Here is a 23,848-nt window from a genome sequence, read left to right as displayed (position 1 = left end):
ACGCCTTCTCCCGGCCTTGTCGGCGTTTCCGCAGCTCACACACCAGATTCGGCATCATGTGTGACCACCAACTGCGGAACCCGGGTTTCCCTCCGCAGAGTTCCCGCGAAAAATGATCAAGGAAGTTGAGGTCGACCCGATGCGCACCGCGCCAGCCTACTGACGCACATCACCGACCAGCCCAGCTTTCACGGCACCGCCGCCTGTCACCGGCGGTTGGTCGCAAACGGCAGCCGCCCCAGCCGCCCGGCCACGAAACAGGCCAGGTACCCGGCGAACACATGAAACAGCAGCGGGCTCCACTCCTCGCGCACCCTGCCGCACACCGGCAGCACGACCTCGGCCGCCTCGGCGAGCTCCTGGTCGCCGGCCTCGGCCACGGCGATGACCCTCCGGCCGAAGGAACGCGCCGCAGTGGCCACCGCGTGCGCCCGGTCGTGGCAGCGGCCCGGGGGAGCGATCACGACGGTGGGCATGTCCCGGGGATAGGCCAGAGCCTCGACCTGCTCCCACTCCTCCAGGTCCTGGCCGACGGCCAGCACGCCGGCGGCTTCGACGAGTTTGGCGGCGGCGAAGCAGGCGGTGCCGAAGCCGGGCCCGCTCCCCAGCATGATCATGACAGGGGTGTGGGCGATGCGGGCGGCGAGCTCGGCGCACGGGTCTTTGACCGCCGCGGCGGTGGCCTCGATGGCGTCGGCGAGGGCCCGGATCTCCGCGTGCAGCAGGTCAGCGTGCGCCGCCGGATACCGGCCGCGCCGCCGGCCCAGGCCGATGGCCAGCAGCGCCAGGCCCAGCAGGCTCGCCTGGTAGGTGCGGATGCCGGGTGATCGTCCGGCGCCCGCCGGCGTCAGCACGAGCGCCTGACCGGCGGCGCGGGTGAGCGCGCTGTGCGGGGTGGCGGTCAGCGCCACGGTCAGCGCCCCGTGCTCGCGGGCCCGCTCCAGCGCCTGCACGACCCGCTCGGTCCGGCCGGAGGCGGAGATGCCGATGACCACGCTGCCCGGGGCCAGGGCGGGCGGCCGCTCCCAGGAGGCGCCGTAGCGCAGGAACCGCAGCGCGCTCAACGGCTCGCACGTGACACCGGCCAGGGACTCAAACGCCAGCTCGGCGGCGAGCGCGGCGTGGAAGGAGTCGCCGTCGCCGGTGAGGTAGACCTGCGAGGCCTGCGCCCAGCCGGGAGCGCCCAGCAGCGCCTCGACCTGCTCGGCGGCCGGGCCCGCCAGCGCGCGCACGTCGGCGGCCAGCGCACCGACCTGGGCGAGCATCTCCTGCAGGGTGTAGGGGGAGTTCTCCACCGGCCTGTTCCTCCCATCTCGTCTCTCCCGCCGCTGCCCGGGTCCGGGTCCGGTCGTGGGGGGGCGGTCATGACTCCAGGCCGCGCACGATCTCCATGTACGCCGTGACCTTGCCCGCGTCGATCTGCCCGCCCCAGCCGCCGCGCTCCAGGCAGGTGCCGACGAACGCGCCGTCGGCGGCCGCCAGCAACCGGGCGGCGTTGCCGTGGTGGGTGTGGCCGGCCAGGATGATCGGCAAGCCCGGGGCGGCGGCGCGCACCGCAGCGATCATCTCCAGCATCCTGGTCTCGTCCTCATGGCACAGCGACACCGCGTCCGCGCCCACCTGCCGGGCCGCCTGAGCGACCTGGGCGACGGTCTTGCCGCCGCCGAACCACGTGAAGTGCATCGACTCCACCTCAGCGATGATCTTGACGTCCCAGGCGTCGATCTTCTTGCGGTAGTCCATCACCGCCAGCGGATCGGCCTCGACCATGCCATGCGAGGTCAGCGTCGCCCCGACGATCGCGCCCGCCCGCACGAAGGTGCCGCCGGCGACCTTGGCCACCGCCAGCGACGCCTGTACCGCGTTACGCATCAGCTGCACCCCGACCTGAAACGCCGGGCCCGTGGCCTCGGTCACGGCGCGGGTGATCAGGCTGATCGCGGCGATACGCGCCGGGTCGCACTCCTCACCCGTGCCGTACACCCGGTCCACGGTCTGGATCAGGCAGCCGTCCGCGCCGCCGTCCTCCAGCGCGCGGGCCGAGGCGACGGCGGTGTGGAGGATCTGCTCGAAACTGCCCTCCCGGTGAAAGGGGGTGCCCGGCAACGGCTGCAGATGGATCATCCCCAGAACGGCCTTGCGCCGCCCCAGCGTCTCGAAGGACCGCACGCCCACCTCCCACCGCGATGCCTCGCCGCCGATCTGCGGTGACCGCCGCGCGCACCGGCGTCAAGATCAGTACAGGGACCTCTCCACCATGTCACCTCCGGCGCGGCCGGTACAGATCCTGATCGGCCCGCGTGCGATCACAGGAAGGAGCGGCTCAGGCCAGCGCGCGGTCGACGACCTCGCGATGCGCGTGGGTGAAGGCATGCTCGCGCCGGCTCCAGGCGATGCGCTCGGCGACGACCTCAGGGACGGCCGGCGCGGTACCGGCGGCCAGCAGTTCGGCCCAGAAACGCACGTTGCGCACCTGGCGTTCGAGCATCGCATCGACCAGGGCGCCGCGCTGTGGTCCGTGCAGGCCGTAGGCGTCGGCCAGGATGCGCACCTGCTCGGCCTGCCGTTTCACGGGCACCACCTGCTTGGCCGAGACGCACCAGGTCCAGGCGGCATACCCGAGATCCTCCAGCGGACTGCCGGGCGCGGCCAGGTCGAAGTCGATGAACGCGCTCGGCACACCGTCGAGGAAAACCACGTTGTTCGGCCCCGGGTCATGGTGGCAGATCACCGGCCAGCGGCCCGCCAGTTCGCTGCCGCGGGTGGCCTCATGCAGGGCGCGCAGCAACGCCCCAGCATCCGCCACCTGCTCATCGGACCAGACCTGGAGGCGCGCCGGGACCTCACCGGGCAGATAGGTGAAGACGTCCATGCCGTCGGATTGCCCGAGATAGCGCGGCGCGCCGTCGAAGCCCCGCCGCTCCACGAGCCGGAGCAGATCGGCGACGAACGCCGACGATGCGCTCACCGGCCGGTGCACGCGGGTGCCCACTCGCACGACGCCCGGGGTCATGCGTCCCCCGGTAAGTGCCTTTTCGTTCGGTTCCTTGCTCACCGTAGCCTCTCTGTCCTGGTCCGGATTGTCCTCCGTGTACCGCGGAGGGCGGCACGGGGCTGGGCGAGGTCGACCGCGCCCTGACCCAGCTGACCCGCCCCGACGCCCTTGACGGGATGGGCGGGATCGCACTGGGCCAGTTCATCGACTTCGAACGTGACGCAGACGACGCGACACTGGGCGGATGGGGAATCGTCGACGTGCTGCACGACCGGCTGACCCGACTCGGCATACCGATCCTCGGCGGGCTCCCCGCCGGGCACGGCGACAACCCTCCGACCATCCCCTTGGGCACGCAGGCGACGATCGACACCGCCGCGGGATCCCTCGTCATCCAGCCCACCGTCACATGATCACGGTGTGACGGGCTGAGCAATCCCGCCCGGCCTGTCCGCAGACTGGAGTCCTCCCAGTTCGCAGACGTGCACTGTCCCAGCGCTGGTTTACCCGGTGACCGGCTGATGCGGCGCTAAGGTGAGCCACAACACGACGACGACCACGTGACGGTACGGCAACCAGCGCATGACCAGACCGCCTCGCCCGTCCCTGCACACCGAGCGCTTCACCCTGCCCAGGAGACGTGATGACCAGCCCGAAGGCCACCATCGACGTGGTGGTCCTCACCATGAACGACCGGCCTGCCGCGTTCCCCCAGGCGATGGCCTCCGTTCTCGCCCAGCAGGACGTCGAACTGCGGGTGGTCATCGTGGGCAACGGAGTCGAGCCCGACCACGTGCCCGCCGGCGTGCGCACCGTCACCCTGCCCGTCAACGAAGGCATCCCCCAGGGCCGCAACGCCGGCGCCGACGCGCTGGCCGGACCGGACTGCGGCGAGTTCGTGTTCTTCTTCGACAACGACGCCGTCCTGCCCACCTCCGACGTGCTCGCCCGGCTCGTCGCCGAAGCCCGCCGCCACCCCGAAGCCGCCTACATCCAGCCCCGCATCGCCGACCCCGACACCGGCATCACCCTGCGCCGCTGGGTACCGCGCTTGCGCGCCGGCGACGCCACCCGGCCCGGCACCGTCACCGTCATGGCCGAGGGCGTGGTCCTCGTGCGCCGAACCGACTACGAGCAGGTCGGCGGCTGGCCCGGCCGATTCTTCCTCTTCCACGAGGGCATCGACTTGGCGTGGAAATTGTGGGATCTCGGGCGTACCGGATGGTATGCACCCGACATCGTCATTCACCACCCCGCGACCGACCCCTCCCGGCACGCCGCCTTCTACCGTCTCGTCGCCCGCAACCGCGTCTGGCTCGCCTACCGCCGCCTGCCCGTCCCCTTGATCCCCGTCTACCTGGCGGCCTGGACGGTGCTCAGCGTCGCCCGGATCCGCTCCCGCGCCAACCTCGCCGTCTGGTTCGCCGGCCTGCGCGAAGGCATCAAGGGCGGACACGGACACCGCCGGCCGATGTCCTGGACCACCGTGCTGCGGCTGACCCGCGCCGGCCGCCCTCCGATCGTGTGAGCGTCTGATCAGCGAAGACGTACGAGCTTCCCGACGCGCCCGATCACCGAGCCGGATGGCCGTGCTCCAACGACGCCACCGTCCCGGCTTCCAGAGCGCTCAGGCACGCGGTGACCCGCCGGACCATATGCTCGGGCAAGAGCGCCGACAGCTGATCCGGTGCCGCGAACACCCACCCGGCCAGCTCCTCCGGCGGCAACCGGATCGCGGTGATCTCAGCGTCGGTGAGCACCCCGCCGTCGTACAGCAGGATCATCCCGTCCGGCCAGCCGGGCTTCGGCGGCACCCAGTCCATCCCCAGCAGCCGCCCCACCGGCCGGTCGAACCCGAGCTCTTCCCGGACCTCTCTGCGAGCGGCGGCCCGCGGCGGCTCGTTCTCGTCGATGGCTCCGCCGGGCAGCTCGAACAGCGGCTTGTACGTCGGGTCGACCAGCAGCACCTCCCCGGCCGCGTTGCGCAGCAGGACGGTCGCGGCCATCCATTTGCGGGCCAGCGTCGCCGCGTACGGGTCGAGGGGAACAGCTGAGGACTCGTCCATCGTCATGTCTGTGACCGTAACCGGACGGCGCCGCCCGCGGCCGATGAAACGCACGTCCCGGTCGAGAGGTGGGTAGGCGAGCCGGGGGGTTTCCTTCCCGTCACGCGTTTCCCCTCCGGCCGCGTGGCCGTCCGTCATGCCGGGCGGAGGAAACCCCCGGCGTATCACTCCCGGCGCAGGCACGATGGGTGTCGCCGCTTCCGACGGGGAACATCGCCGGGGCGGTGCTTCGGTCGCTGAGCAGTGATGCGGGGGGTAATGGTGGGATGCCGGGCGTGCACGCGGCCAGACGGCTGCAGGCCGACGTGTCATGACCAGGTGGCGATCTACACCCAGTACATGAGCCCGGAGCGGATCGCGGCCATCACCTACCACGGTGCCGAGGCGGCCGACGATCCGCTCTGGCGAGCCTCCGGCGCCCGCTCGCGGGAAGAGTACGGGCACTGGTGCCGGCACTGCTGCGGCATGGCCTGCCTGCAGATGGTCCTGCAGCCCGACGAAACCTCCAAGGCAGCGCAACACGCCGGCCTGTTCACCGATCTGACCACCGGGAGTGAGATGTTCCGCGTCCGAGTCCATGATGTGCCCATGTGCCGCCAGCTCGTCGATCCCGCCGAATGGGACCTGCACGGAGGGTGGGTGCTGGGCGACCGGATGGAGTGGTCCGACCGAGCGTGCGGCATGGCAGCCCTGCGGATGATCCTGCTCTCCTACGGCCGCGAGGCCCCCTCGGTCACCGAGCTGCTGAAGCTCGGCGTCAAGCAGAACGCTCTCACCGAGCGGGGCTGGCTGCACGCCGGCATCGCCGAGATGGCCACCGGCTTCGGAGTCCCAGGCCGCGCCGAACCCGTCGCGGCCGATGCCCTGACCGGCGTACTCGACGACGCCCCGCTGATCATCTCCATCACCGAGCGGTTCCCCGACGACGGCCGCAGAGGCGGCCACCTCGTCATCGCCCGCGGCTACACCGACGACGGCCCTGACCCGGACATCCTCATCCGCGACCCATCCGCCTGGGGACAGACCCATAACCGGGTGCCGCTGCGCCGCCTCGCCGCCTCCTACACCGGGCGAGCCATCACCTTCGCCCCCCTGCCGGCGGCAAGGACGAGCACATGTTAGCCGCGTCTTTCGCTGAGGATCACCGAAGCAACCAGCGGACGCTGATCCGGTACCGATATGCCACCTGATCCGGCGGCCACCGCAGCCCCTCTTCTGCCGTGATCCGGCTTCTCCTTCGCGCCGGCTGCGGAACTCTTCCCGCACAGCACGCCGGATTGCCTCTGGCCGGTGGTTCGGCCCGTCACGTCTGTAGGGTGGCGTGTGCCTTCTTCCCATGATCATGTCCAGCGGTGGACACTGCTGGGTCAACGCAGCGAACCGGCCGGGTACCTGAAGGTCCGGCGCCACCGATACCGATACCCGGACGGCCGGGAAGACGACTGGGACATCTTGTACGGCGGACCGACAGTGGCGATCGTCGCCCTCACCGCTGACGATCAGGCGGTGCTGGTACGCCAGTACCGTCCCGGACCGGACAAGGTCCTGCTGGAGCTGCCCGGAGGCCTCGTCGAGGCGAACGAACCGGTGACGGTCGCGGCCGCGAGAGAACTGCTGGAAGAGACCGGTTATCAGGCCGGCTCGCTTGAGGTCGTCATGCAGACCTACCTGGCCGCCTACGCCACGCACGTGCGCCACGCGGTGCTGGCCCGCGGCTGCCGCAAGGTAGCCGAGCCGGGTCCGGACGAAGCAGAGTTCATCGAGCCGGTCACGCTGCCGGTGGGTCACTACATTCAGCATGTGCTCGGCGGTCAGCTGACGGACGCGGACATGGCCCTGGCCGGGCTCGTGGCCGCGGGACTGCTCACATCAGCGTGCTGAGCCGATCTTCGGGACCGTGATAGAGCGGGCGGTGCGCGGGCTGCCCTCAACGGGTGGAGGCCCGCGCTGACCGGAGCTTTGATCGCGGTCAGCGCATGGCCGGCGGATCTCCTGCGCCGCACCCCGGCAACTGCTCGGTGTAGCAGCGCACGACCGGCTCCAGATAGTCCGCGTGCGGACCGCTCAAGTTCGCGAGCTCAGCGGCCGAGCCCACCACCGCGATCCGGTCCAGCTCGGATTCACGCCCTGCGGCCTGCCCGGCGGTCACCAGCGCCGCGAAGCGCTCTCCCAGCACCGATACCCGCCGGGGCGGGGCCAGGAAGACCAGGCCGACGCTGCGATGCTCGCCGCGCGTAACGGCCCACAAGGTCAACTCCTCAGGCGCCGTATCGAGACCGGTCTCTTCGGTCAGCTCACGCGCGGCATGCCGACGCAGCGCCGCCTCATCCAGCACCTCATGGTCTTGGGGTGGCTCCACCGATCCGCCCGGCAACTGCCAGCGGCCCGGAGCGGCCGTTGACGATGACATCCGCGCCACCAGCACCCGCCCGTCATCCGTCGGCTGCACGGCGTTCACGAACAGCGACGGCAGCCAGCCGGTGGCTCCCGGGACTTGGCGCAGGGCGTAGTGCCGGTAGGTCACCCGCGCCCAGGTCAGGACGAGACTGCGTGGGCCCTCCCGCTCCAGCCCGGCGCACGCCACGACCGGCCCGTCGAAGAGATTCGGGTTGGCCTGAACCGCCGCATCCCACACCCGGTCTCTGGCCAGCTCGTCTTCGGGTGACAACCGCGGGGCGGCGACCTCCGTCAGCCGGAGCCGGTGAACGCCGAAGAGCTCAACACCTACCGGCGGCGTCTCGGTCACCGGTTCATACCACGACGGCACGGTGGGCGATCAGGTGGATCATCCGCGCGATGCGCCGGTACGGATCGCGGCACCCGGCCTGCCACTCGGCCTCCAGGATCCGATCGAACTCCTCCTGCTCGGGTACGGGGGCGTCGCCGAGGTGGTCGGTGAAGATGCGCACGCCGTACCAGGCGGACACCGCGGCCCCGAGACCGTCGAGCACCTCAGACAGCTCGTCCACGCTGCGGGCGTAGGTGGCCGCGCGGAGGTTGCCGACCTCGGCGGTGGCGTCCAGGAGCTCCAGCGCGCGCTCCCACTGACCGCTCAGGCCCGGCCGCATGGCCAGTGCGGGCTGCTTGGTCGCCACCGAGAGCATGCCGCCGGGCCGGACCGCGTCGACGAGCGCCGCCAGCAGCGGCAGTGGATCGGCCGTATACATGAGCACGCCGTGACAGGACGCCGCGTCGAAGCCGCCGCCGACCAGGTCAGCGGCCCGCTCGCCGGTGCCCGCCACGAGCACGACCCGGTTGCGGACGTGCTCGGGTTCGGCGGCCAGGCGGGCCTCGGCCTGCTGGAGCATCCGCGGGTCCGGATCCAGCACGGTGACGTGGTGGCCGGCTCGCGCCAGCGCGAGAGCCTGCTGGGCGCCGCCACCCCCGACGTCCAGCACCCTCTGCGGAGCCAGCGGCAGATGGGCGCGCACCACGCGGGCGATCAGCGCATGTCGCAGTGCGCCGCGCAGCGTGCCGCCGTGGCGGTCGTAGGAGTCGGCCAGCTCCCCACCCGAAGCCGTCCACGTGTTACCGGTCACGGCCGGAGCCTCCTTTCGTTGACGGGCAGAGCAGCCGATCACAGCGGAAGATCCCCGCGCGGTGCAGGCCGCAGCGGATCGCTGGCGCGTTCCGCTGCGGCCACGGACGTTCATCGGGGAGTCTGGCAGCCATGAATAATCCCGTTGACGGTTTTCTCGAACCCGGTACCCGGGAGGTGCTGAGCCGACAGGTGCTCTCCGGCGCGCGGGTGGTCGGCGCGCGCTGGCTGACCGGCGGGTTCAGCGGCGACACGGTGCTGTTGCACACCGACCGCGGACAGGAGTTCGTCCTGCGGCGCTATCCGCGCCGCAACACGTGCGCGGTGGAAGCGGCGGTGCTGGGCCTGCTCGCCGATCGGGTGCCGGTGCCGGACGTCGTGCACGCCAACGCCGACGGGACGCTCCTTGGCGAGCCGTTCCTGCTGACGCGGTTCGTTTCCGGCATCCCGCTGAACGAGACCTTCGCCAACGCCGACGAACAGGCCGGAGCCCAGCTGGGGCAGAGCGTGGGCCAGGCCCTGGCCGCGGTCAGCTCGATACGGTTCGACCGCCCCGGGTTCTTCTCCGGCGACGACCTCCAGCCTGATGCTCGGCCCCCGGACCACCACGATGACCTACCGGCCTTCATCGAGGCGTGCCTGGCCCGCGCAGGCGCCGGCGTGGCGCTGTCCGGGAGCGAACGCAAGGCCCTGGTGCGGCTCGCCGCCGACAATGCCCCGCTGACGGCGGCGGTGGCCGGTGTCGCTCGCCTGGTGCATGCCGACTTCAACGCCAAGAACATCATGGTTCGCCCGGACTCCGACGGCTGGCAAGTGGCGGCGATCCTGGACTGGGAGTACGCCTTCTCCGGGTCCCCGCTGTTCGACGTCGGCAACATGCTGCGCTACCCGGGCGAACTCCCGCCCGGGTTCCAGCACGGCTTCCTCGCCGCCTACCACGACAGCGGCGGAGCCCTGCCGCAGCACTGGGAAGAGATCAGCTGCGCACTGGACCTGTTCGCCCTATCCGAGCTGCTGACGCGTCCTGCTGGCCACCCGATGGCCGCCAAGGCCCTCGCCGTCCTGCGGGAGCGGATCAAGGACCGGCCGTCCCGGGGGTCGTGACCGGCAGGACGGGAAGCCGCCGACGTGCGGCCGGGTCAGGCCGGCCGAACGAGTTCCCGGTGGGCTTCAGGCATCGCCTCGGGCAGCGCGTCCGGCGCGAACAGCCGGGCCTCGATCACTTCCTTGCCGTCCAGGGCGAGGGTGTCGAGGCCTCCGACGAGGACGGCCTCGTAGAAGATCTCGATGCGGAGCTTGTAGCCGCTGTTCACTTTGAGCAGGCGGCCGGCCTTCACGGTCAGGCCGGTCTCCTCGCGGACTTCCCGGGCGATGGTGTCCTCGTGCGTCTCGCCTTTGTTGGCGTATCCGGTGGGAAACCCCCATTGCCGGTCAGCGGGCCACAGGCGGTGCCGCAGCAGCAGGACCTGGCCGTCGTCGGTGCGGACGACGGCGGTGATGCCGCACATGAACTTGGCGTGGATCAGCCACAGCAGTCGCCACTGCAGGGGCTTGATCATCCGCCACAGCCTGGTCAGCAGCTTGTTCACGTCGTGCCTCCACCGGTGCGGATGTCATCGAAGGGTCAGGCGCCGCTCAGCGCCAGCGCGAGCCGGTCGGCTCTACAAGCAGCGCATTAGCGATCGCCATCAGACCATCGCCTCGGCCCAGGGAGCCAAGTCCCTCAGGTGTAGCGGCGCCGAGAAATACCGGGGCGCCGAGCGCGGCGGCCAGGACCTTCTGCGCCTCTTGCCTGCGGGGCCCCAGTTTGGGCCACTCGCCAATCAACTGAACAGAGACGTTGCCGACCTCGAAACCGGTTGAGCGGACCAGATGGGCGGTTTCGGCCAGCAACAGGGTCGGGGGAACGCCTTCCCACTCCGGCGTGGACGTGTCGAAGTGAGCTCCGAGATCACCGAGGTCCGCCGCAGTCAGGAGCGCGTTGCACGCGGCATGGACCACGACGTCACCGTCCGGCTCACCGGCCAGTCCTACGGGTTCGTCTGGCCAATCGAGTCCGGCCAGCTTCATCGGCCGGTCTTTCGTGAATGGATGGATGTCCACTCCCGTCCCAATTCGCGGCATCCGAAATGAGTTGTTCGGGAAATCGGCAGGTGATGACACCTAAAAGCCCTTCTCGCACGGAGGCGGTTGGCTGGAGCGCAGAGATTACACCACCTACATGATCATGGTTATATGAATGGGAAGTAGCGGCAGGGAACGGACTCGGCTCGGCGGGCCTCCTGCGTCATGAGGGAGCGTCTTGTCCACATTCCCGGTTCGGCGGCTACCGCGCCAGGGCGCACCGCTGGTCCGCCTGCGCTCGGTCGTGCGCCCGTCAGCGTGATCGGTGCCCGAGAGGCTGCGTTCTGTGCGGGCTCGTGTCTGCCGGGTCCGGCCCGGCGATGGCGGATGGTCGGCATCGGTTCCTCATCAGTGGTGCGAGTTTTCACAAAGAGTCGTGGTAGATGCCGGCAATGAGGTCGGTGGTGACCTCCGGGTGAGGATCGTTGTCGACGTTTCCTGTGATGTGCGCGATGAAGCCGGAGATGTCGTGCGGCTGGTACCCGACGCGGCCCAGGGTGGAGTGCAGGCCGATCGTGGTGAGGAGATGCGTTATCTCCTGACAGGTGTCGGTTCCTCCGAGGAGGACGGCCACCTGCTCGAGCGCCTGGCGTTGGACGATGGCCGAGGGGGTGATGACGACGTCAGCGCGCTCCAGCGCCGGCTGCAGGTCTTCGTCGTGGCCCAGGACGTGCGCGGCCAGCACCTTGCGCGCCCGGTGGTCGGCCATCGCCCGTCCGAGCCCCTACAGGGCGTCGGTGTAGACGACCGCCTCGGCGCGGTAGTGCTCCAGCAGTTCGGTGATCTCCTCGCGGACCGATGAGGCGTCGATGGCGGCGCGCAGTGTCCGGTCATCGGTGGGGAAGTCGACTTCCAGCGAGCGCAGCCGGACGATGCCCGGGCCGTCGTGGCCGGTGGCGGTGAACACCACCGTCTCGTGGCCGCGCTTGCGCAACCCCACCGCCAGCGCGGCGGTGGCGCGTTCGATCCCGGCGGGGGTGTTGGGCACATACGAATCCCGATGATGGCCGCTTGGCGGTGACGAAGGATAGCTCCGACGCCGACCATGCTGGGAGAGAAGCGGTACGCAGGAAGCCAAGAGGTATGGACGGCAGGCGGATCGGATTACTGAAGATCAGGTACAGATTAGCGTTGATCGCGGCAAACGCGCCTGTGCCCTCGATAAGCTGTGCGACATGTCTGCCGCCCCGGTTCGTGTTCGTTTCGCTCCCTCCCCGACTGGTATGTTCCACGTCGGTGGTGCCCGGACTGCCCTCTACAACTGGGCGGTGGCACGCAATTCCGGCGGCACGTTCGTCCTGAGGATTGAGGACACCGACGCGGCCCGCAACAAGCCGGAGTGGATCGAGGGCATCGTCAACGCCCTAGCCGCGATCGGTATCAACGACAGCGATCCGACCTTCGAGGGCCCGTACTTTCAGTCCCATAACGCCGACCGGCACCGCAAGGCCGCGCAGCAGCTGTACTCCGCCGGTCGGGCGTACTACTGCGACTGCACCCGTGAGCAGGTCAAGGAACGCACCGGGTCGGAGCATCTCGGTTACGACGGGTTCTGCCGGGATCGTGGCCTAGCGTCCAAGGAGGGGCGGGCGTTGCGGTTCCGCACGCCGGACCAAGGCGAAACCGTGGTCGTGGACTTGATCCGCGGAACACCGGCTTTCCCTAACGACGCGATCGAGGACTTCGTGATCGCCCGCGGGGACGGCTCGCCGGTCTTCCTGATCGCCAACGTCGTCGATGACCTGGACGAGGGCATCACGCAGGTCATCCGTGGCGAGGAGCATCTGTCGAACACACCGAAGCAGCAGTTGCTGTGGGAGGCGCTCGGGGCCGAACCTCCGGTGTGGGCGCACCTGCCGGTGATCGTGAACGACAAGCGGCAGAAGCTGTCCAAGCGCCGGGACAAGGTGGCCTTAGAGGACTACCTCTCCGAGGGTTTCCTGCCCGAGGCGATGGTGAACTACCTGATGCTCCTGGGATGGGGACCAGGAGGAGACCAGGAGATCCTGCCGCGTGCGGAACTGGAGCGCCTGTTCCGCATTGAGGACGTCAACGCCTCTCCGGCGTTCTTCGACGTGAAGAAACTGACGGCGTTCAACGGCGAGTACATCCGGGCGCTGACCCCCGAACGGTTTATCACGGCGTGCGCGCCGTGGCTGACCACCCCATATGCGCCGTGGAGACCAGAGGCGTTCAACCAGGCGGTCTTCGAGTCGGTGGCGTCGCTGGCCCAGACGCGCCTGGCGGTCCTGTCAGAGATCACAAGCTATGTCGACTTCCTGTTCCTGGATGAGCCCGTCAACGACGAGGATTCCTGGAACAAGGCGATGAAAGCGGGTGCCGCCGATGTCCTGCGCGATGCCCGTGCCGAGTACGCCACCGCAGAGTGGGAGGTTGAGAACCTCAAGGCCGTGCTCGTCCGGGCCGGTGAGAAGCACGGCTTGAAGCTGGGCAAGGCGCAAGCTCCTATCCGGGTCGCCGTCACAGGGCGTACGGTCGGGCTGCCGCTGTTCGAGTCCATGGAGGTGCTCGGCCGCGACCGGGTACTGACCCGTCTGGACACCGCCCTCGAGCGGTTGATCACCCAGCAGCGATAAAGCAGGGCCATTCGGCCGACGGCTCGCTCCAAGCGCCGATGAAGCGAGCCGGACCAAGCCCCGGACTCGTGGCTCCAGGCGTCGCTTCACCGGTGCCTGGAGCGCAGGACCTGTCTCACGATCAGGTCTTCGGTCGGTGACGCTCGTACTCTGCGTGGAGCAACCGGTAGGCCGCGTCCACCTCCAGGCTGGATGCGCGGGCGCTTTCGGCTAGCGGCAGGTAGAACCCTGCCAGTGCGGAGAGGAACTTCTCGCGACGCCCAATGCTTGGAGAACGGACCAAGTCGCGTAGGTTGTGGATGCGGTCGGCGAGCCGGACCACGAGCTCTTCCGCACCCAGACGGGCGGTCTTGGCTCTCCAGGCAGCCTCGTCACCCGGTTCTTTGGAGCGCTGCTCCAAGCGGTGATCAGGAGTCATCGTGCGGAGCCGCTCGGTGAACTCCTCTCCTAGCCGTGCGGTGATCAGCGGGCCCGACGAGGGAGAGACTTCCAAGGCGTCGTGCAGCAGACCGAGCAGGAGCGTGCCTGTGACGGTGACGGTGAGCTCGTCCCGCAGTATCGCAACGACGGCGAGAGGATGCTCAAGGTAGGGCGTTCCCTGGTCACGGGTGTGGCCCGCGTAGATGGTGAGGGCCAAGAAGGCGGCGCTGCGCCCGCGGAGACGATCTGCTGGAGCCCATGCGGCGACGCCGAGAGCGGTGAGAATCGCGTCGAAGTCACCTGATGCCATAGTGGTCACCTCCGCCTGCGCCGGTCAGGAGATGCTCGTTTGGATCGGGAATGTGGTCGGCGAGCAGGAGCGTGTCGCCGACGGCGACGGCGTCTAGACCGAGATCAGCCGCCGCGAGTACGGCCTGCTCGGCGGTCCGCAGGATCGGAGTGCCTTTGCGGTTGAAGGAGGTGTTCAGCACAAGCGGCAGACCGGTGCGGCGGTGGAAGGCCTCCAGCAGGGGGCGCAGGCCATAGTGGTCAGTGGCGACGAGCTGCACGCGGGCGGTGCCGTCGCGGTGCACTACTGCGGCGATGCGTCCAGCGCGGTCCGGCCGGACCCGGGCCACGCGATTCATGAACGGATCGCCGGGCGTCTCAAACCAGTCGGCGGCGTGCTCGATGAGTACAGCCGGCGCGAACGGCCGGTAGGCCGCCCGCTGCTTGATCGCGTTGAGGCGGTCACGGGTGTCAGCGTGACCCGGATGGGCGAGGATCGAGCGGTGGCCGAGGGCTCGAGGGCCGAATTCCAGCGGCCCGCTGACCCAGCCGACGATCCGATGATCAGCCAGCAGAGTAGCCACGGCTGGGACCAGTGCCTCCTCAAGGCCGGTCACGACGCGGAATCCGGCAGGCGGGACAGCGGGGATAGGGCCGGGTTCCGGTCCCCACGCCGCATCGAACGGAACCGAAAGCCGATCTTGACCCAGTTGGTAGTGCCAGGCGTACAGCGCGGCCCCCACCGCCGTCCCGGCATCGTGTGGAGCCGGGGCCACGAACAGGGTATCGAAGCCGCCGTCGTCCGCCAGATGGCCGTTGAGGTGGGAGTTCAGGGCGCATCCACCGGAGAAGACCAAAGCGTCGGCTCTGGTGAGCCGCCGCAGATGCCGGGCCACGTGGATGACGGCGTCAGCGAAGACCCGCTGGACGGCGGCAGCCAGGTCTGCCCGTTCATCCTGCGGTGCCTCACCTGAGTTTCCGGCCGTCCAGACGCGGCCTCCGATCACCAACGGGCTGTCCGTATCAGCGGAACCCATCGGATGGCTGATGCGGATCTCGCCGTCGTCACCGAGGCGGACCAGTTCTCTGACCTGATCGTGGTAGCGCTCGGGGTCGCCGAAGGCCGCCAAGGCCATCATGCTTCCTTCGGGTTCGTCTCCCGGCGGGATCACGCGCAGCGCGAAGTTCCGGTAGAAGTGGCCGAGCGAGGAGTGGATCCGGCGCGGGCCCGAAACCCCGGGGACGATGAGCGGCATGGCCTGGTGTACTCGGTCGACCCGGTCGCAGCGCAGGTCGTAACCGGTGATGCGTTCGCGGCCGGGCCCGAAATCGGCGCCGAGGGCCGAACCGCCGGCGTCGATGACCAAGCCCGCGGCGTGGTCATGACCCGAAAGCAGGTAGCCGGCCAGTACGTGGGCGGTGTGGTGGGAGATCAGCCGCAGGCGTTCCCCGAGCGGGGAGGGCAGCAGAGCAGAGAGTTCCTCGTGCTCCTTGGCCAGCCACCAGCCGGCAGCCGGGTTGGGCCTCATGGATGCCGCCCAGACCGCGTTCACGTCCTGAGGGACGATGCCTGCAGCTTCCAGACACCAGGCCAGAGAACGAGTGGGGGCGGTGAGAATGCCTTTACGGGTGCGCCGATGGTGTTTGATGCCGCTCCAGCGTTCTTCCTCGGCGGCGTACAGATGGCCGTCGACGATCAGGGCGGCGGAGGTGTCGTGATGGAAGTTCAGGCCGAGAACTGCGGGCACAGGTACCTCCGTAGAAGAGGGGTCAGCCCACGCTGGCGGGCGCGAGGTGAACGGCAGGGACGGCGGGAGATCCGGAGTCGGTGTACTCATGACACTTGCCGCAGAAGCGGTAATGGTGGCGGCGGGGGGCGAACACCTTGGCGGCGAAATCCTCATCCCAGACGCTGAACTCGCTGTCTTCTTTGGCCATCGCGTTGAAGCAGCGGTAGCAGGACCCGTCGAGCTCGATCATCAGGTGCTGGTCGAGGTAGCGGGCACACAAGCCGTGCAGGTCGTTGGCCGGCTGTCCGACGTCGATGTGATGAACGTGGTTGGTGACGTGGACCGCCCCGTGAGCGGTGCACAGGTCAGCGAGTCCTGCGAGCCGCTCTTCGCTGATGCCTTCCAGGACGCTGTTGACGACGACGGTCTTGCCTGCCGCACGCAGGACGGGGACGACGGCGTGGACCTCGGCGTAGTTGCCGTGCTCGTCGTCACAGCCGATGAGGATCTGGTCATAGGAGTGGAGTGTCGCGTTCATCAGCCGCTGGTTGCGGGCCAGCGTGATGGCGTTGGTGCCCAGGACCATGACCTTGTCCGGCAGTCTGGTGCGGGCCAGGCGGCTGAGCGCGGGGAAGCCACGGTGGACGGTGGGCTCACCGCCGTTGATGTGCAGCTGCCGGAAGGGGATGCTCTCCAGACGGTCCAGAATGGTGGAGAACACCTCCGGTGTCATGTTCTCGCCTTGCGCTCCGTTAGCGAAGATGCAGAAGTCGCAGGAGCGGTTGCACTTCGTCGTGATCTTGACCTTGGCGGTTTTCAAGACCCTGGTGAGGGGAATTCCGGCGGGCATGGTCGTGACTCCCTGGATGCATACGGTGGGGGTGTCATGTCGCGTGGAGGGTGAGGAAGTCCTGCACCACCGTCCGGTGGCGCTGCCACGCGGCGAGCGTGTCTCGCAGGACCTCGGCCGTGGTGGGGCCCGGGGGGAGCAGGGCGGCCATTCGGGCGGCTAGCCGTTGCGCGGCGGTGGCCTCGTCACCGGCAAGCGCGCGCAGGACCTCGGCTGCGGCTCGTAGCTCCTTGGCTTCGCGGGTAATCAGGTAGCCGGTGGCGGTGCCGGGTGGCGGGTCCAGGTAGTAGAGCCATCGAGCGACTCGGACCCGCAGCATCGCGGCGGTCATCGTCCATGATGTGGCGGACGAGCTCCCGGCCTCTCCCGGTCCGGTGCTTATGATCGGCGTGGGCACCTGCCGCATGGCCGCCCTCAGCGTGGCGTGGGCTGTGCTCAGCAGATTCTGAGCCGCCACAGTTCGTCTCGCGTCATCCGGTTCCGTGGCGCGTGCGTGCCTCAGGAACATCTCCGCCTGCCGTTCCAGTCCGTTCGGCCGCCACTGGGTGAGGGCCGCGGACTTTCCTGGGAAGCGGGTGCGGGTGGCCAGCGCCGCCGCAGCGAACCAGCATGGGGCCAGGTAGTGCCAGACCACGCAGTGCCGCCGGTAGCCGGACAAGTCAAGGTAAACGTTGTCGGTGCTGTCAGCGGAAAGCTGGTAGCGGCCCCCAAGGCGGGAAGCGAGGATGCCCCGGTAGAAGTTCTCATCCTGGTGGCTCCAGGGAGATGTTCGGGCGTGCCCCTTCCAGTGACGGAGGGCCCGAGCGTCTCCACGGAGCAGGCTCCAGGTCGCCAGCTCGGGCGGGGAGACGCGGCGGCGATCAACCTCGGAGACGGTGAATGCGAAGCCGGGCGGGTGCTCCAGCAGCCGCCGGTTGGCGATGTCCCGGATCACCGCGGCGGTGTGTGCGGCGGCAAGCCGGCCGTTCCACTCCTGCCAGTCCTCCGGTGCCCGCATGAGCACGACTCGTATGTCGAGGTCGGAGTGCGGAGCCACCAGATCATCGCGCCGCCACTTGTGAATGAGCATTGCCGCATTCGTGCCGTAGGCGTTCAGTTCGCTCTCGTACAGCGCACCGAGCGCGGCGTACAGCGGTGCCGCCTCGGCAGGGGCGGCGGTCACTGCCCTTTCCCGGGGGCAGGCCGACGGGCGCACGACGAAACGGTGAGGCCGGTCTGCACTATCGGCAGGAGGGAGCGGACGGGGGCGCCTTCCGGACGCTCCATGCGGTCCCAGCGCAGGTCGTAGTCGACGTAGTGAAAACCCTGCCAGGCGTCATTGCTGTTGCGCTCCAGCATGGCGCGGAACAGGTGGGCGAAGGCGTCAGGAAGCGTGCCTGCGGCCAGATGCGGCTTGAGGAGGATGTCACGGTTGTGGAGGATGCACGGTCGCGCCACACCGCTCGGCGTAACCTTGATGCGGTTGGCGTCCGAGCAGGTCGCACAGCTGGAGTTGGAGATGAAGCCGATCGATCCGGCCCACCCTTCAGGCTTGAGGTAGCGGCCGGGACTTCGGACACCGAGGCCCTCCCTGGATACCTCACCGGCGCCGGCGAACCAGTCCTGCAGACGCTCGCGGATTTCGGCCTCGGCGATGAACTCGGCGCCGAACAGCGCCTGAGCCGGTCCGATGTTCTGCAGCTCGATGAGGCGAACCGCGATGGGAAGATCCTTGGCCAGCGCGGCGACCGCGAAGGCGTCGTCCAGGTACGTCCGCTGGAGAACACAGTTAATCTTCACTTTCAGGCCGCGGGCGAGGGCTTCGTCGATCGTGTCCCGCGCCTGCCGGGGATCTCCGCCCCCCATGATCTCGGCGGATCGTTCCGGATGAAGGCTGTGCAGGCTGACGTTGAGATAGGTCAGTCCGGCCTGCTGGAACTGCTCCACGCTCAGGCCGCGGCGGAGGTTGCCGTGGCTGGTCATGCCGATCGCCGCACCCACTCCGAGACCGTCCGCCAGGCCGGCGATCACGTCCAGGATGTCGGCTCTGATGGTGGGCTCACCACCGGAACAGTGGGCCTTCTTCACCTGCCAGGCGCCGGCCTCGGCTGCGATGGCCGCGTAGTCGGCGGCGGTCAAGGGCCGGTCCTTGTGCCCGTAGTCGGTCATGCATCGGGGCTTGCAGAAGACGCAGTCCAGGTTGCACAGGGAGTTCACGGTGAACGCCAGGTAGGGATGGTTACGGCCGGTGGCGGTGAATCCCGCGATCAAGTCACGGTGGTCGGTGGTGGGCATCGGGTCATCCTCCGATCGGGGTGCGAACGGCAGGTGCGGTGGCTAGGCCGTTCAACGGCTGGCCGGTGAGATGGCGGTGCAGGTTGTCGGCGAAGAACGAAACCGCTTCGTCCATGTAGGTCCGGGAGAACGTCGCGCTCTTCGGGGTGAGAACGACACGCGGGTGGTGCCGGAGCGGATGGTCCAGGGGCAGCGGGCGCGGGTCGGTCACGTCGAGCGCGGCGCCGAGCAGCTGCCCGGCGTCCAAAGCGGTCAGCAGCGCGGTGTGGTCCACAGTTGAGGCCCGGCCCAGATTGAGAAAAAGCGCCCCAGGCTTGCAGGCGGCGAAGACCTCTCGGCTGAAGAAGCCTTTCGTGTCGTCGGCGGCGGGCAATAAGTCGACCACCACGTCGGCGTCGGCGACCGCCTGATGGATCTCTATGGGCCGCATCCAGGTGATGCCGTCTTCCGGGCGGGGGTTCGGGGTGCGGCGCACGCCGATGACGCTCATGCCGAAGGGGCGTGCCGCTCTGGAAAGGTGGCCGCCGATGCTGCCGCAGCCGACGATGGTCATCGTGGCTCCGGCCAGGTCGAAGAACTCCTCCGCAAGATCGTCCTTCCACCACAGGCGAGCCTGCTGGAGGCGTTGACAGGTGAACAAGCCCCGGGAGAAACCGAGGATCAGGCCTATGGCGTGTTCGGCCATGGGGCGGCCGTGGAACCCGTAGGAGCGCGTTAAGACGACGTCTGAGGCCTGGGCTTGAACGAGCGGCAGATGATCGGTGCCGGCTGCGGGGGAAGCGATCCACTTCAGATGCGGGGCCAGGGCGAACCAGTCGGAGGCGAAGCGCCAGCCGAAGTACACGTGGGCGTCCGGCAGGTGGTCCAGCACAGTGGCAGAGGTGGCGATGCGGAAGTCGACGTCAGGGAACCTGGTGCGCAGAACGTCCTCATGCGCTAGGGACAGATGCCAGAAAGCGTGCGGGGACTCCAGACAGACCATAACCACGGGACGGTTCGTCATGTTGCTCTCCCAGCCGAGCCTGTACGACGGGGGTGGACATGGGTGAGGTGTAGCAAGGTCCGAAGCGGTAGCGGCGGCATGGCTTCCCCTCTTTCCGGCGTGGGCGAGGTGAGTGGCGTGGTGCCCCTGGCGGTAAGACGGGCCCACAGAGGCACCACGCGGCACGGCCGGGATGCTGCGGAGCATGTCCCGCAGCGCCATACGGCCGTGTTCGGCCTCTCGCAGGCAGCACGGGAACCGGCGAGCTGCCACCCGCGAGAGGAGGAATCCGGCGCGACGGCGCGGCGAGAACAAGAGATGGCTGCTCTACCGTGCCGCCGCGCCAGGGTCATGAGGTCGGCCCGGAAGCGGTGTCGGACTTAGGCTCACGAGAAGGTGCTCGGTCAGCCATGCCGCGAGCCCAGTGCCCACGTAGGTGAGCCGGGAACAGGCCACCGAGGAAGCTGCGGCGCGTGATCTCCCAGCGAGCGGGATCCAGGCTGTGAAGCATCGCGTCAATGGCGAGGTCCGCGATCCCGCCGACGTTCGCGGGGATTATGAAGCCTTCTCGGCCCATGAGTGTGTCGTACTGAGCATGGCCAGGCCGTGCCGGGTGATCGCTGGACCTGCCGGGCATACTGGGCGCGCGGAGTGGGCGGGTCAGAGGGAGTCCGCAGAGGTGGGGGCAGGCATCGGACGGCAGTTCAGCGAGTACCGGACCGGTGGAAGGAACGATCACGGAGGTCTCTTTCCGAGGCAGTGCCAACGAGGACTGGTCACGTGGAGTTACGCCGCTGGTCCAATAACTGAGCTAGGGCGGGAGCCGAGGGGGGCGGTCAGCAGGCAGTCGGCTCCGGGGCGGCGGGCAAGTGCCCACCACTGCTGGGTGGCGAGACCGAACCAGGTGACGACGCCGGAGAAGCGGCGGGTGAGCTCGGCCTGAGTTCCGGCGATGGCTGCGGTGTCGGGCGGATGATGATCTGCTGGCGCGATGCCGGGACCGTCCCAGGCGATCTCGGCCCACACCGTTCGCCCGCGGGTGTCCCCGCTCATCCCCATCTGTCTGGAGATGGCCTTGACCAGGCACAGGCCGCGGCCGTGCTCGGCCATCGGATCGTCCACCAGATGAGGTTCGCCGCTTGCTCCGCCATCGGTGACGGCGACGCGTACCAGTGTCCCGGACCAGGTGATCTCGGTGGCGAACCGGCCGTCGTTGCCGCTGGCGGTGTGCCGAACGGCGTTAGCGGCGAGCTCATCAGCGACGAGAAGCAGATCGTCACGGGCCGGGCAGGCCGGAAGCAGGGATTCCAACCAGCGACGAACGCGGCACAGTTGGCTTGCATGTCCAGGAAAGTGCTGGCTCCACTGGGTTGGGACCGTCCGCGCCGCCGTATCGGTGGGGGAGTCTGCCTGGGCTGTGGGGTCGTTCGTGCTGGGCATGGCACGTCACCTTTGAGGCTCTCGTCAGCACAGAGCAAGTCCCTGTTCCGCTCGTTGCTCTGTACGGTGCAGAATTTGTAAACGTCCTCAGTATCGTGCTGCACGCGAGGGCTTGCAAGGGAATCCCTACTTTCGGTCACGTTACGTTCACACTGGACGCACAAAAAGAGGCCGGAGCCAGCCCGAAAAGGCTGACTCCGGCCCTGTGCCCGTGAAGGCTGGAAAGGTTACGACTGGTCGAACTCGCCGTCCTTCACCCCGCTGATGAACGCTCGCCACTCGGACGGAGTGAACTCCAGGTGCGGCCCAGAGCGGTCCTTGGAGTCCCGGACGCCGACGGCGCCGTCGGCGGCGAAGGCGACCTCGACGCAGTTGCTGTCGCTACCACTGCGTGCCGACTTGCGCCAGTTGGTGAACTTGTCGCTGTTGTGAGAGAGAGTCATGACGCGCTTCCTGTTATTCGTCTTGCAGCCGGTGGGCTGCCTCAGTGAGCAATTGCAAGCCGTCGGCCTCGGGTAGCGCCGCGGCGCGCAGGCGGTCGTACATCTGCAGATACGGTGTGACCTCGTCGGGATCGGTGAGAACCACGTCGGAAGTGACCGCCTCCACACCGACTACGATCGGGTCGCCTGGGTCGGGGTAGCGGTAGATCGAGAAGGTACACGGCACCAGGGTGTAGCCCTCGATGGCAGCCTCGATCGGCAGTACCCGGACGGTGATCTTCTCCTCACTGGCTTTTTCCGCCAGGTGCAGCAGCTGGGCGCGCACCACCGCGGGCGGAGCCAGCCGCCGCCGGATGACGACCTCGTCCACGATGACCTCATAGGTGGGCCCGCCGGGACGGGCCAGCAGCCGCTGCCGCCCGGCGCGTCCCTGGGCCAACCCTTCTGCCTGTGCCGCTGTGACGGAAGAGCGCTGGAACCAATCGGAGTCAACTCGAACGCGGGTGAACTCCGGCGTCTGCAACAGGCCAGGGAAGAAGGTCTGCTGGTACTCACAGATCGAGGCCGCGCCCGCCTCCAGATTGGCGAACAGCGCTTGGCGCTCACCCATCGCCTTGTTGGACTCCCACCAGCCTCGCTCGGCGGCCTCTCGGGCGATGGTGAGGATCTGCGTCCACTGGTCGCCTTCGACGCCGAGTACGTCGAGGATCTTGATGATGTCGTCCTGGTCTGGAGGAACGTGGCCGTTCTCCAGGCGGGAGATCTGCGCACGCGAGGCGCCAAGCTTCTTGGCGAGCTGCTCGTGCGTGAGCCCGGCCTCGGTGCGTAACTTGTGCAGTTCGGTGGCCAGCCGCAGCCGACGTACGTAAGGGCTAATCATCCATGATCTCCCACAAGGGCCATCGACGGACTGTGCGGAAATTCGTACCGTCTAGGAAAGACTATCGGCCCTACCTCGCGGTGCGCACCCGGACCTTTCGGCTCTATCAGGGCTGTGGCTGGACCTCCCCGTCTTTGTATCGGCAGCCATGTCCGGGACAGCGGGACCGTCGGCCGTCGCCCAACATGACGAGAGGTGTGATCACGAAGGCGGCTTCCCTTGATGCACCACGGCATCGTGATCGACATTCCCGCCTTGATCCGCGCTGCCGCTGGCTGTCATCGGCGGGTGGTATTCGACCGCGGGCAGCTCAGATGCCCGGTATACGCGCGGATACGGGGCCTGTCCTGCGGAAGGCACCCTGCCACATCCACGCCGCAGGCTGATGGCTTTTCTGCAGATGCGGCACCGATCGACTTTCTGCGGCCCGCACATCGACGCCGACGTGCACCTTCTGCCAGGCCAGGCCACGACCATGTACCCCGCCCACTCCCGGGCAGGTGGAACTCGAACTGCATCGCCTGGGGGGCAGTCGCCGCCGGGGAGTTCGCTGTCGCATTGACTCGAACGTGTCTCGCCACCCTGCCGGTGCCTGCGATGCTGACACGACCGGACCCACTCACTGCGAAGAGAATCCGCATGATCGTTTTCATTAACGGCCCGTTCGGCGGCGGCAAGACCTCCGTCGCCCAAGAGCTCCTCTCTCGCATCCCGGACAGCACGCTCTTCGACCCCGAGGAGGTTGGGTTCGTGCTCCGCACGATCCTGCCCGGCCGGGAAAAGGACTTCCAGGACCTTCCTCCGTGGCGGCCCCTGGTGGCGGCCACGACCGCCGAAATCCTCGCCTACACCGGCGGCGCGCTCATCGCCCCCATGTCCATCCTGCGCCGCGACTACGCCACGGAGATCTTCTCCGAACTCGACAAGCGGGGCATCACCGTCTGCCACATCGTCCTGCACGCCGACACCACGACCGTCACCAACCGCATCACCGGCCACCAGATGTTCCCCGACGACCCGGCCCGCTCCCAGAAGGTGATCGATTTCCGGCTCCGGAACCTGGCCCGCTACCAAGACGCGTACCGAGAGTGGCTCGCCGGCGACGCCCACGTGATCGACACCACCGCTCTCACCCCGGCCTGGGCCGCCGACCTCGCCGCAGCGATCATCCGCCGGATGTCCGATGGCGTCCCTGCCTGACCGCGCCGCCTGGTGTCCTCG

At 68.4% G+C, this 23,848-nt stretch carries 26 protein-coding genes; 7 read left to right on the top strand and 19 right to left on the bottom strand.

The features are described from left to right. Positions 1-206: 206 nt before the first annotated feature. The 3 genes from HS045_RS31665 to HS045_RS31655 form a co-directional block, all read right to left on the bottom strand. Positions 207-1,295 (bottom strand): SIS domain-containing protein, encoded by a 1,089-nt coding sequence (locus HS045_RS31665; protein WP_196455292.1) that lies wholly within the window; start codon positions 1,293-1,295, stop codon positions 207-209. A gap of 67 nt (positions 1,296-1,362) precedes the next feature. Further along, the gene (locus HS045_RS31660) at positions 1,363-2,169 is read right to left on the bottom strand and encodes a BtpA/SgcQ family protein (protein ID WP_196455291.1); all 807 of its coding nucleotides are present in this window, start codon (positions 2,167-2,169) and stop codon (positions 1,363-1,365) included. A gap of 154 nt (positions 2,170-2,323) precedes the next feature. Then, positions 2,324-3,055 (bottom strand): phosphotransferase family protein, encoded by a 732-nt coding sequence (locus tag HS045_RS31655; RefSeq protein WP_196455290.1) that lies wholly within the window; start codon positions 3,053-3,055, stop codon positions 2,324-2,326. A 59-nt stretch (positions 3,056-3,114) separates the two neighbouring features. Between HS045_RS31655 and HS045_RS31650 the strand changes: the two genes are divergently transcribed. Beyond that, positions 3,115-3,408, top strand: a complete 294-nt coding sequence (locus HS045_RS31650) for a hypothetical protein (protein WP_196455378.1) — start codon at positions 3,115-3,117, stop codon at positions 3,406-3,408. Positions 3,409-3,638: 230 nt separating this feature from the next. Continuing rightward, complete coding sequence (locus HS045_RS31645; RefSeq protein WP_196455289.1) at positions 3,639-4,523, top strand: glycosyltransferase family 2 protein; 885 nt, start codon at positions 3,639-3,641, stop codon at positions 4,521-4,523. A gap of 43 nt (positions 4,524-4,566) precedes the next feature. Here the strand turns inward: HS045_RS31645 and HS045_RS31640 are convergent, their stop codons facing one another. Then, positions 4,567-5,067, bottom strand: coding sequence for an NUDIX hydrolase (locus tag HS045_RS31640; protein ID WP_196455288.1), 501 nt, complete (start codon positions 5,065-5,067; stop codon positions 4,567-4,569). A gap of 312 nt (positions 5,068-5,379) precedes the next feature. Between HS045_RS31640 and HS045_RS31635 the strand changes: the two genes are divergently transcribed. Together HS045_RS31635 and HS045_RS31630 are read left to right on the top strand one after the other, a co-directional pair. Further along, positions 5,380-6,183 carry a C39 family peptidase gene (locus tag HS045_RS31635; protein WP_196455287.1) on the top strand — a complete coding sequence of 268 codons (804 nt, stop codon included), beginning with the start codon at positions 5,380-5,382 and terminating at the stop codon, positions 6,181-6,183. Positions 6,184-6,531: 348 nt separating this feature from the next. Continuing rightward, entirely contained in the window at positions 6,532-6,942 is a 411-nt protein-coding gene (locus HS045_RS31630) for an NUDIX hydrolase (RefSeq protein WP_196455286.1), read from the top strand. A gap of 88 nt (positions 6,943-7,030) precedes the next feature. Here HS045_RS31630 and HS045_RS35675 read toward each other — a convergent pair whose 3' ends face one another. Both HS045_RS35675 and HS045_RS31620 read right to left on the bottom strand, forming a co-directional pair. Next, positions 7,031-7,807 carry an NUDIX domain-containing protein gene (locus tag HS045_RS35675; protein ID WP_196455285.1) on the bottom strand — a complete coding sequence of 259 codons (777 nt, stop codon included), beginning with the start codon at positions 7,805-7,807 and terminating at the stop codon, positions 7,031-7,033. 4 nt (positions 7,808-7,811) lie between these two features. Continuing rightward, entirely contained in the window at positions 7,812-8,600 is a 789-nt protein-coding gene (locus HS045_RS31620; RefSeq protein ID WP_196455284.1) for a methyltransferase, read from the bottom strand. 131 nt (positions 8,601-8,731) lie between these two features. Between HS045_RS31620 and HS045_RS31615 the strand changes: the two genes are divergently transcribed. Then, positions 8,732-9,703: a phosphotransferase family protein gene (locus HS045_RS31615; protein WP_196455283.1), complete on the top strand. Its 972-nt coding sequence runs from the start codon at positions 8,732-8,734 to the stop codon at positions 9,701-9,703. Positions 9,704-9,738: 35 nt separating this feature from the next. On the opposite strand, the gene HS045_RS31610 is transcribed toward HS045_RS31615, so the two are convergent. The 4 genes from HS045_RS31610 to HS045_RS31595 all read right to left on the bottom strand — a co-directional run bounded on the left by HS045_RS31610 (position 9,739) and on the right by HS045_RS31595 (position 11,711). After that, a complete protein-coding gene (locus tag HS045_RS31610; RefSeq protein ID WP_196455282.1) occupies positions 9,739-10,188 on the bottom strand; it encodes an NUDIX domain-containing protein in 450 nt (149 codons plus the stop codon). Positions 10,189-10,234: 46 nt separating this feature from the next. Beyond that, entirely contained in the window at positions 10,235-10,723 is a 489-nt protein-coding gene (gene ispF / locus HS045_RS31605) for a 2-C-methyl-D-erythritol 2,4-cyclodiphosphate synthase (RefSeq protein WP_196455377.1), read from the bottom strand. 364 nt (positions 10,724-11,087) lie between these two features. Beyond that, positions 11,088-11,432, bottom strand: coding sequence for a hypothetical protein (locus HS045_RS31600; RefSeq protein WP_196455281.1), 345 nt, complete (start codon positions 11,430-11,432; stop codon positions 11,088-11,090). A 15-nt stretch (positions 11,433-11,447) separates the two neighbouring features. Then, positions 11,448-11,711 (bottom strand): hypothetical protein, encoded by a 264-nt coding sequence (locus HS045_RS31595; protein ID WP_196455280.1) that lies wholly within the window; start codon positions 11,709-11,711, stop codon positions 11,448-11,450. A 187-nt stretch (positions 11,712-11,898) separates the two neighbouring features. Between HS045_RS31595 and gltX the strand changes: the two genes are divergently transcribed. After that, positions 11,899-13,320 carry a glutamate--tRNA ligase gene (gltX, locus tag HS045_RS31590; protein ID WP_196455279.1) on the top strand — a complete coding sequence of 474 codons (1,422 nt, stop codon included), beginning with the start codon at positions 11,899-11,901 and terminating at the stop codon, positions 13,318-13,320. A gap of 121 nt (positions 13,321-13,441) precedes the next feature. Here the strand turns inward: gltX and HS045_RS31585 are convergent, their stop codons facing one another. The 9 genes from HS045_RS31585 to HS045_RS31545 all read right to left on the bottom strand — a co-directional run bounded on the left by HS045_RS31585 (position 13,442) and on the right by HS045_RS31545 (position 22,627). Beyond that, entirely contained in the window at positions 13,442-14,050 is a 609-nt protein-coding gene (locus tag HS045_RS31585) for an HD domain-containing protein (protein WP_196455278.1), read from the bottom strand. Continuing rightward, on the bottom strand, positions 14,037-15,776 hold the full coding sequence (locus HS045_RS31580; protein ID WP_196455277.1) for a carbamoyltransferase C-terminal domain-containing protein: 1,740 nt from the start codon (positions 15,774-15,776) through the stop codon (positions 14,037-14,039). The genes HS045_RS31585 and HS045_RS31580 overlap by 14 nt, the downstream gene beginning before the upstream one ends. A 22-nt stretch (positions 15,777-15,798) precedes the next feature. Then, positions 15,799-16,608 carry a radical SAM protein gene (locus HS045_RS31575; RefSeq protein WP_196455276.1) on the bottom strand — a complete coding sequence of 270 codons (810 nt, stop codon included), beginning with the start codon at positions 16,606-16,608 and terminating at the stop codon, positions 15,799-15,801. 34 nt (positions 16,609-16,642) lie between these two features. Beyond that, a complete protein-coding gene (locus tag HS045_RS31570) occupies positions 16,643-17,770 on the bottom strand; it encodes a hypothetical protein (RefSeq protein ID WP_196455275.1) in 1,128 nt (375 codons plus the stop codon). Beyond that, positions 17,767-18,882 carry a radical SAM protein gene (locus HS045_RS31565; protein WP_196455274.1) on the bottom strand — a complete coding sequence of 372 codons (1,116 nt, stop codon included), beginning with the start codon at positions 18,880-18,882 and terminating at the stop codon, positions 17,767-17,769. Before HS045_RS31565 ends, HS045_RS31570 begins: the two co-directional genes overlap by 4 nt. Before the next feature lie 4 nt (positions 18,883-18,886). Continuing rightward, the gene (locus tag HS045_RS31560) at positions 18,887-19,885 is read right to left on the bottom strand and encodes a D-2-hydroxyacid dehydrogenase (RefSeq protein ID WP_196455273.1); all 999 of its coding nucleotides are present in this window, start codon (positions 19,883-19,885) and stop codon (positions 18,887-18,889) included. 765 nt (positions 19,886-20,650) lie between these two features. After that, a complete protein-coding gene (locus tag HS045_RS31555) occupies positions 20,651-21,304 on the bottom strand; it encodes an ATP-binding protein (RefSeq protein WP_374191430.1) in 654 nt (217 codons plus the stop codon). A 227-nt stretch (positions 21,305-21,531) separates the two neighbouring features. Continuing rightward, the gene (locus HS045_RS31550; protein ID WP_196455271.1) at positions 21,532-21,747 is read right to left on the bottom strand and encodes a DUF397 domain-containing protein; all 216 of its coding nucleotides are present in this window, start codon (positions 21,745-21,747) and stop codon (positions 21,532-21,534) included. 13 nt (positions 21,748-21,760) lie between these two features. After that, positions 21,761-22,627, bottom strand: coding sequence for a helix-turn-helix transcriptional regulator (locus tag HS045_RS31545; protein ID WP_196455270.1), 867 nt, complete (start codon positions 22,625-22,627; stop codon positions 21,761-21,763). Positions 22,628-23,266: 639 nt separating this feature from the next. Between HS045_RS31545 and HS045_RS31540 the strand changes: the two genes are divergently transcribed. Continuing rightward, positions 23,267-23,827, top strand: coding sequence for an ATP-binding protein (locus HS045_RS31540; protein WP_196455269.1), 561 nt, complete (start codon positions 23,267-23,269; stop codon positions 23,825-23,827). The last annotated feature ends 21 nt before the right edge of the window (positions 23,828-23,848 follow it).

The organism is Planomonospora sp. ID82291 (assembly GCF_015711645.1).
In the GTDB taxonomy this organism is placed as follows: Bacteria; Actinomycetota; Actinomycetes; order Streptosporangiales; family Streptosporangiaceae; genus Planomonospora.
This window is presented reverse-complemented; position numbering and strand designations above follow the sequence as displayed.

Bases quoted from the DNA above. Each gene is read 5' to 3' on its own strand.
- HS045_RS31555 (WP_374191430.1), bottom strand. From the start codon at position 21,304: ATGCCCAGCACGAACGACCCCACAGCCCAGGCAGACTCCCCCACCGAT.
- HS045_RS31645 (WP_196455289.1), top strand. From the start codon at position 3,639: ATGACCAGCCCGAAGGCCACCATCGACGTGGTGGTCCTCACCATGAAC.
- HS045_RS31550 (WP_196455271.1), bottom strand. From the start codon at position 21,747: ATGACTCTCTCTCACAACAGCGACAAGTTCACCAACTGGCGCAAGTCG.
- HS045_RS31565 (WP_196455274.1), bottom strand. From the start codon at position 18,882: ATGCCCACCACCGACCACCGTGACTTGATCGCGGGATTCACCGCCACC.
- HS045_RS31540 (WP_196455269.1), top strand. From the start codon at position 23,267: ATGATCGTTTTCATTAACGGCCCGTTCGGCGGCGGCAAGACCTCCGTC.
- HS045_RS31615 (WP_196455283.1), top strand. From the start codon at position 8,732: ATGAATAATCCCGTTGACGGTTTTCTCGAACCCGGTACCCGGGAGGTG.
- gltX (WP_196455279.1), top strand. From the start codon at position 11,899: ATGTCTGCCGCCCCGGTTCGTGTTCGTTTCGCTCCCTCCCCGACTGGT.
- HS045_RS31585 (WP_196455278.1), bottom strand. From the start codon at position 14,050: ATGGCATCAGGTGACTTCGACGCGATTCTCACCGCTCTCGGCGTCGCC.
- ispF (WP_196455377.1), bottom strand. From the start codon at position 10,723: ATGCCGCGAATTGGGACGGGAGTGGACATCCATCCATTCACGAAAGAC.
- HS045_RS31575 (WP_196455276.1), bottom strand. From the start codon at position 16,608: ATGCCCGCCGGAATTCCCCTCACCAGGGTCTTGAAAACCGCCAAGGTC.
- HS045_RS31600 (WP_196455281.1), bottom strand. From the start codon at position 11,432: ATGGCCGACCACCGGGCGCGCAAGGTGCTGGCCGCGCACGTCCTGGGC.
- HS045_RS31560 (WP_196455273.1), bottom strand. From the start codon at position 19,885: ATGACGAACCGTCCCGTGGTTATGGTCTGTCTGGAGTCCCCGCACGCT.
- HS045_RS31640 (WP_196455288.1), bottom strand. From the start codon at position 5,067: ATGACGATGGACGAGTCCTCAGCTGTTCCCCTCGACCCGTACGCGGCG.
- HS045_RS31545 (WP_196455270.1), bottom strand. From the start codon at position 22,627: ATGATTAGCCCTTACGTACGTCGGCTGCGGCTGGCCACCGAACTGCAC.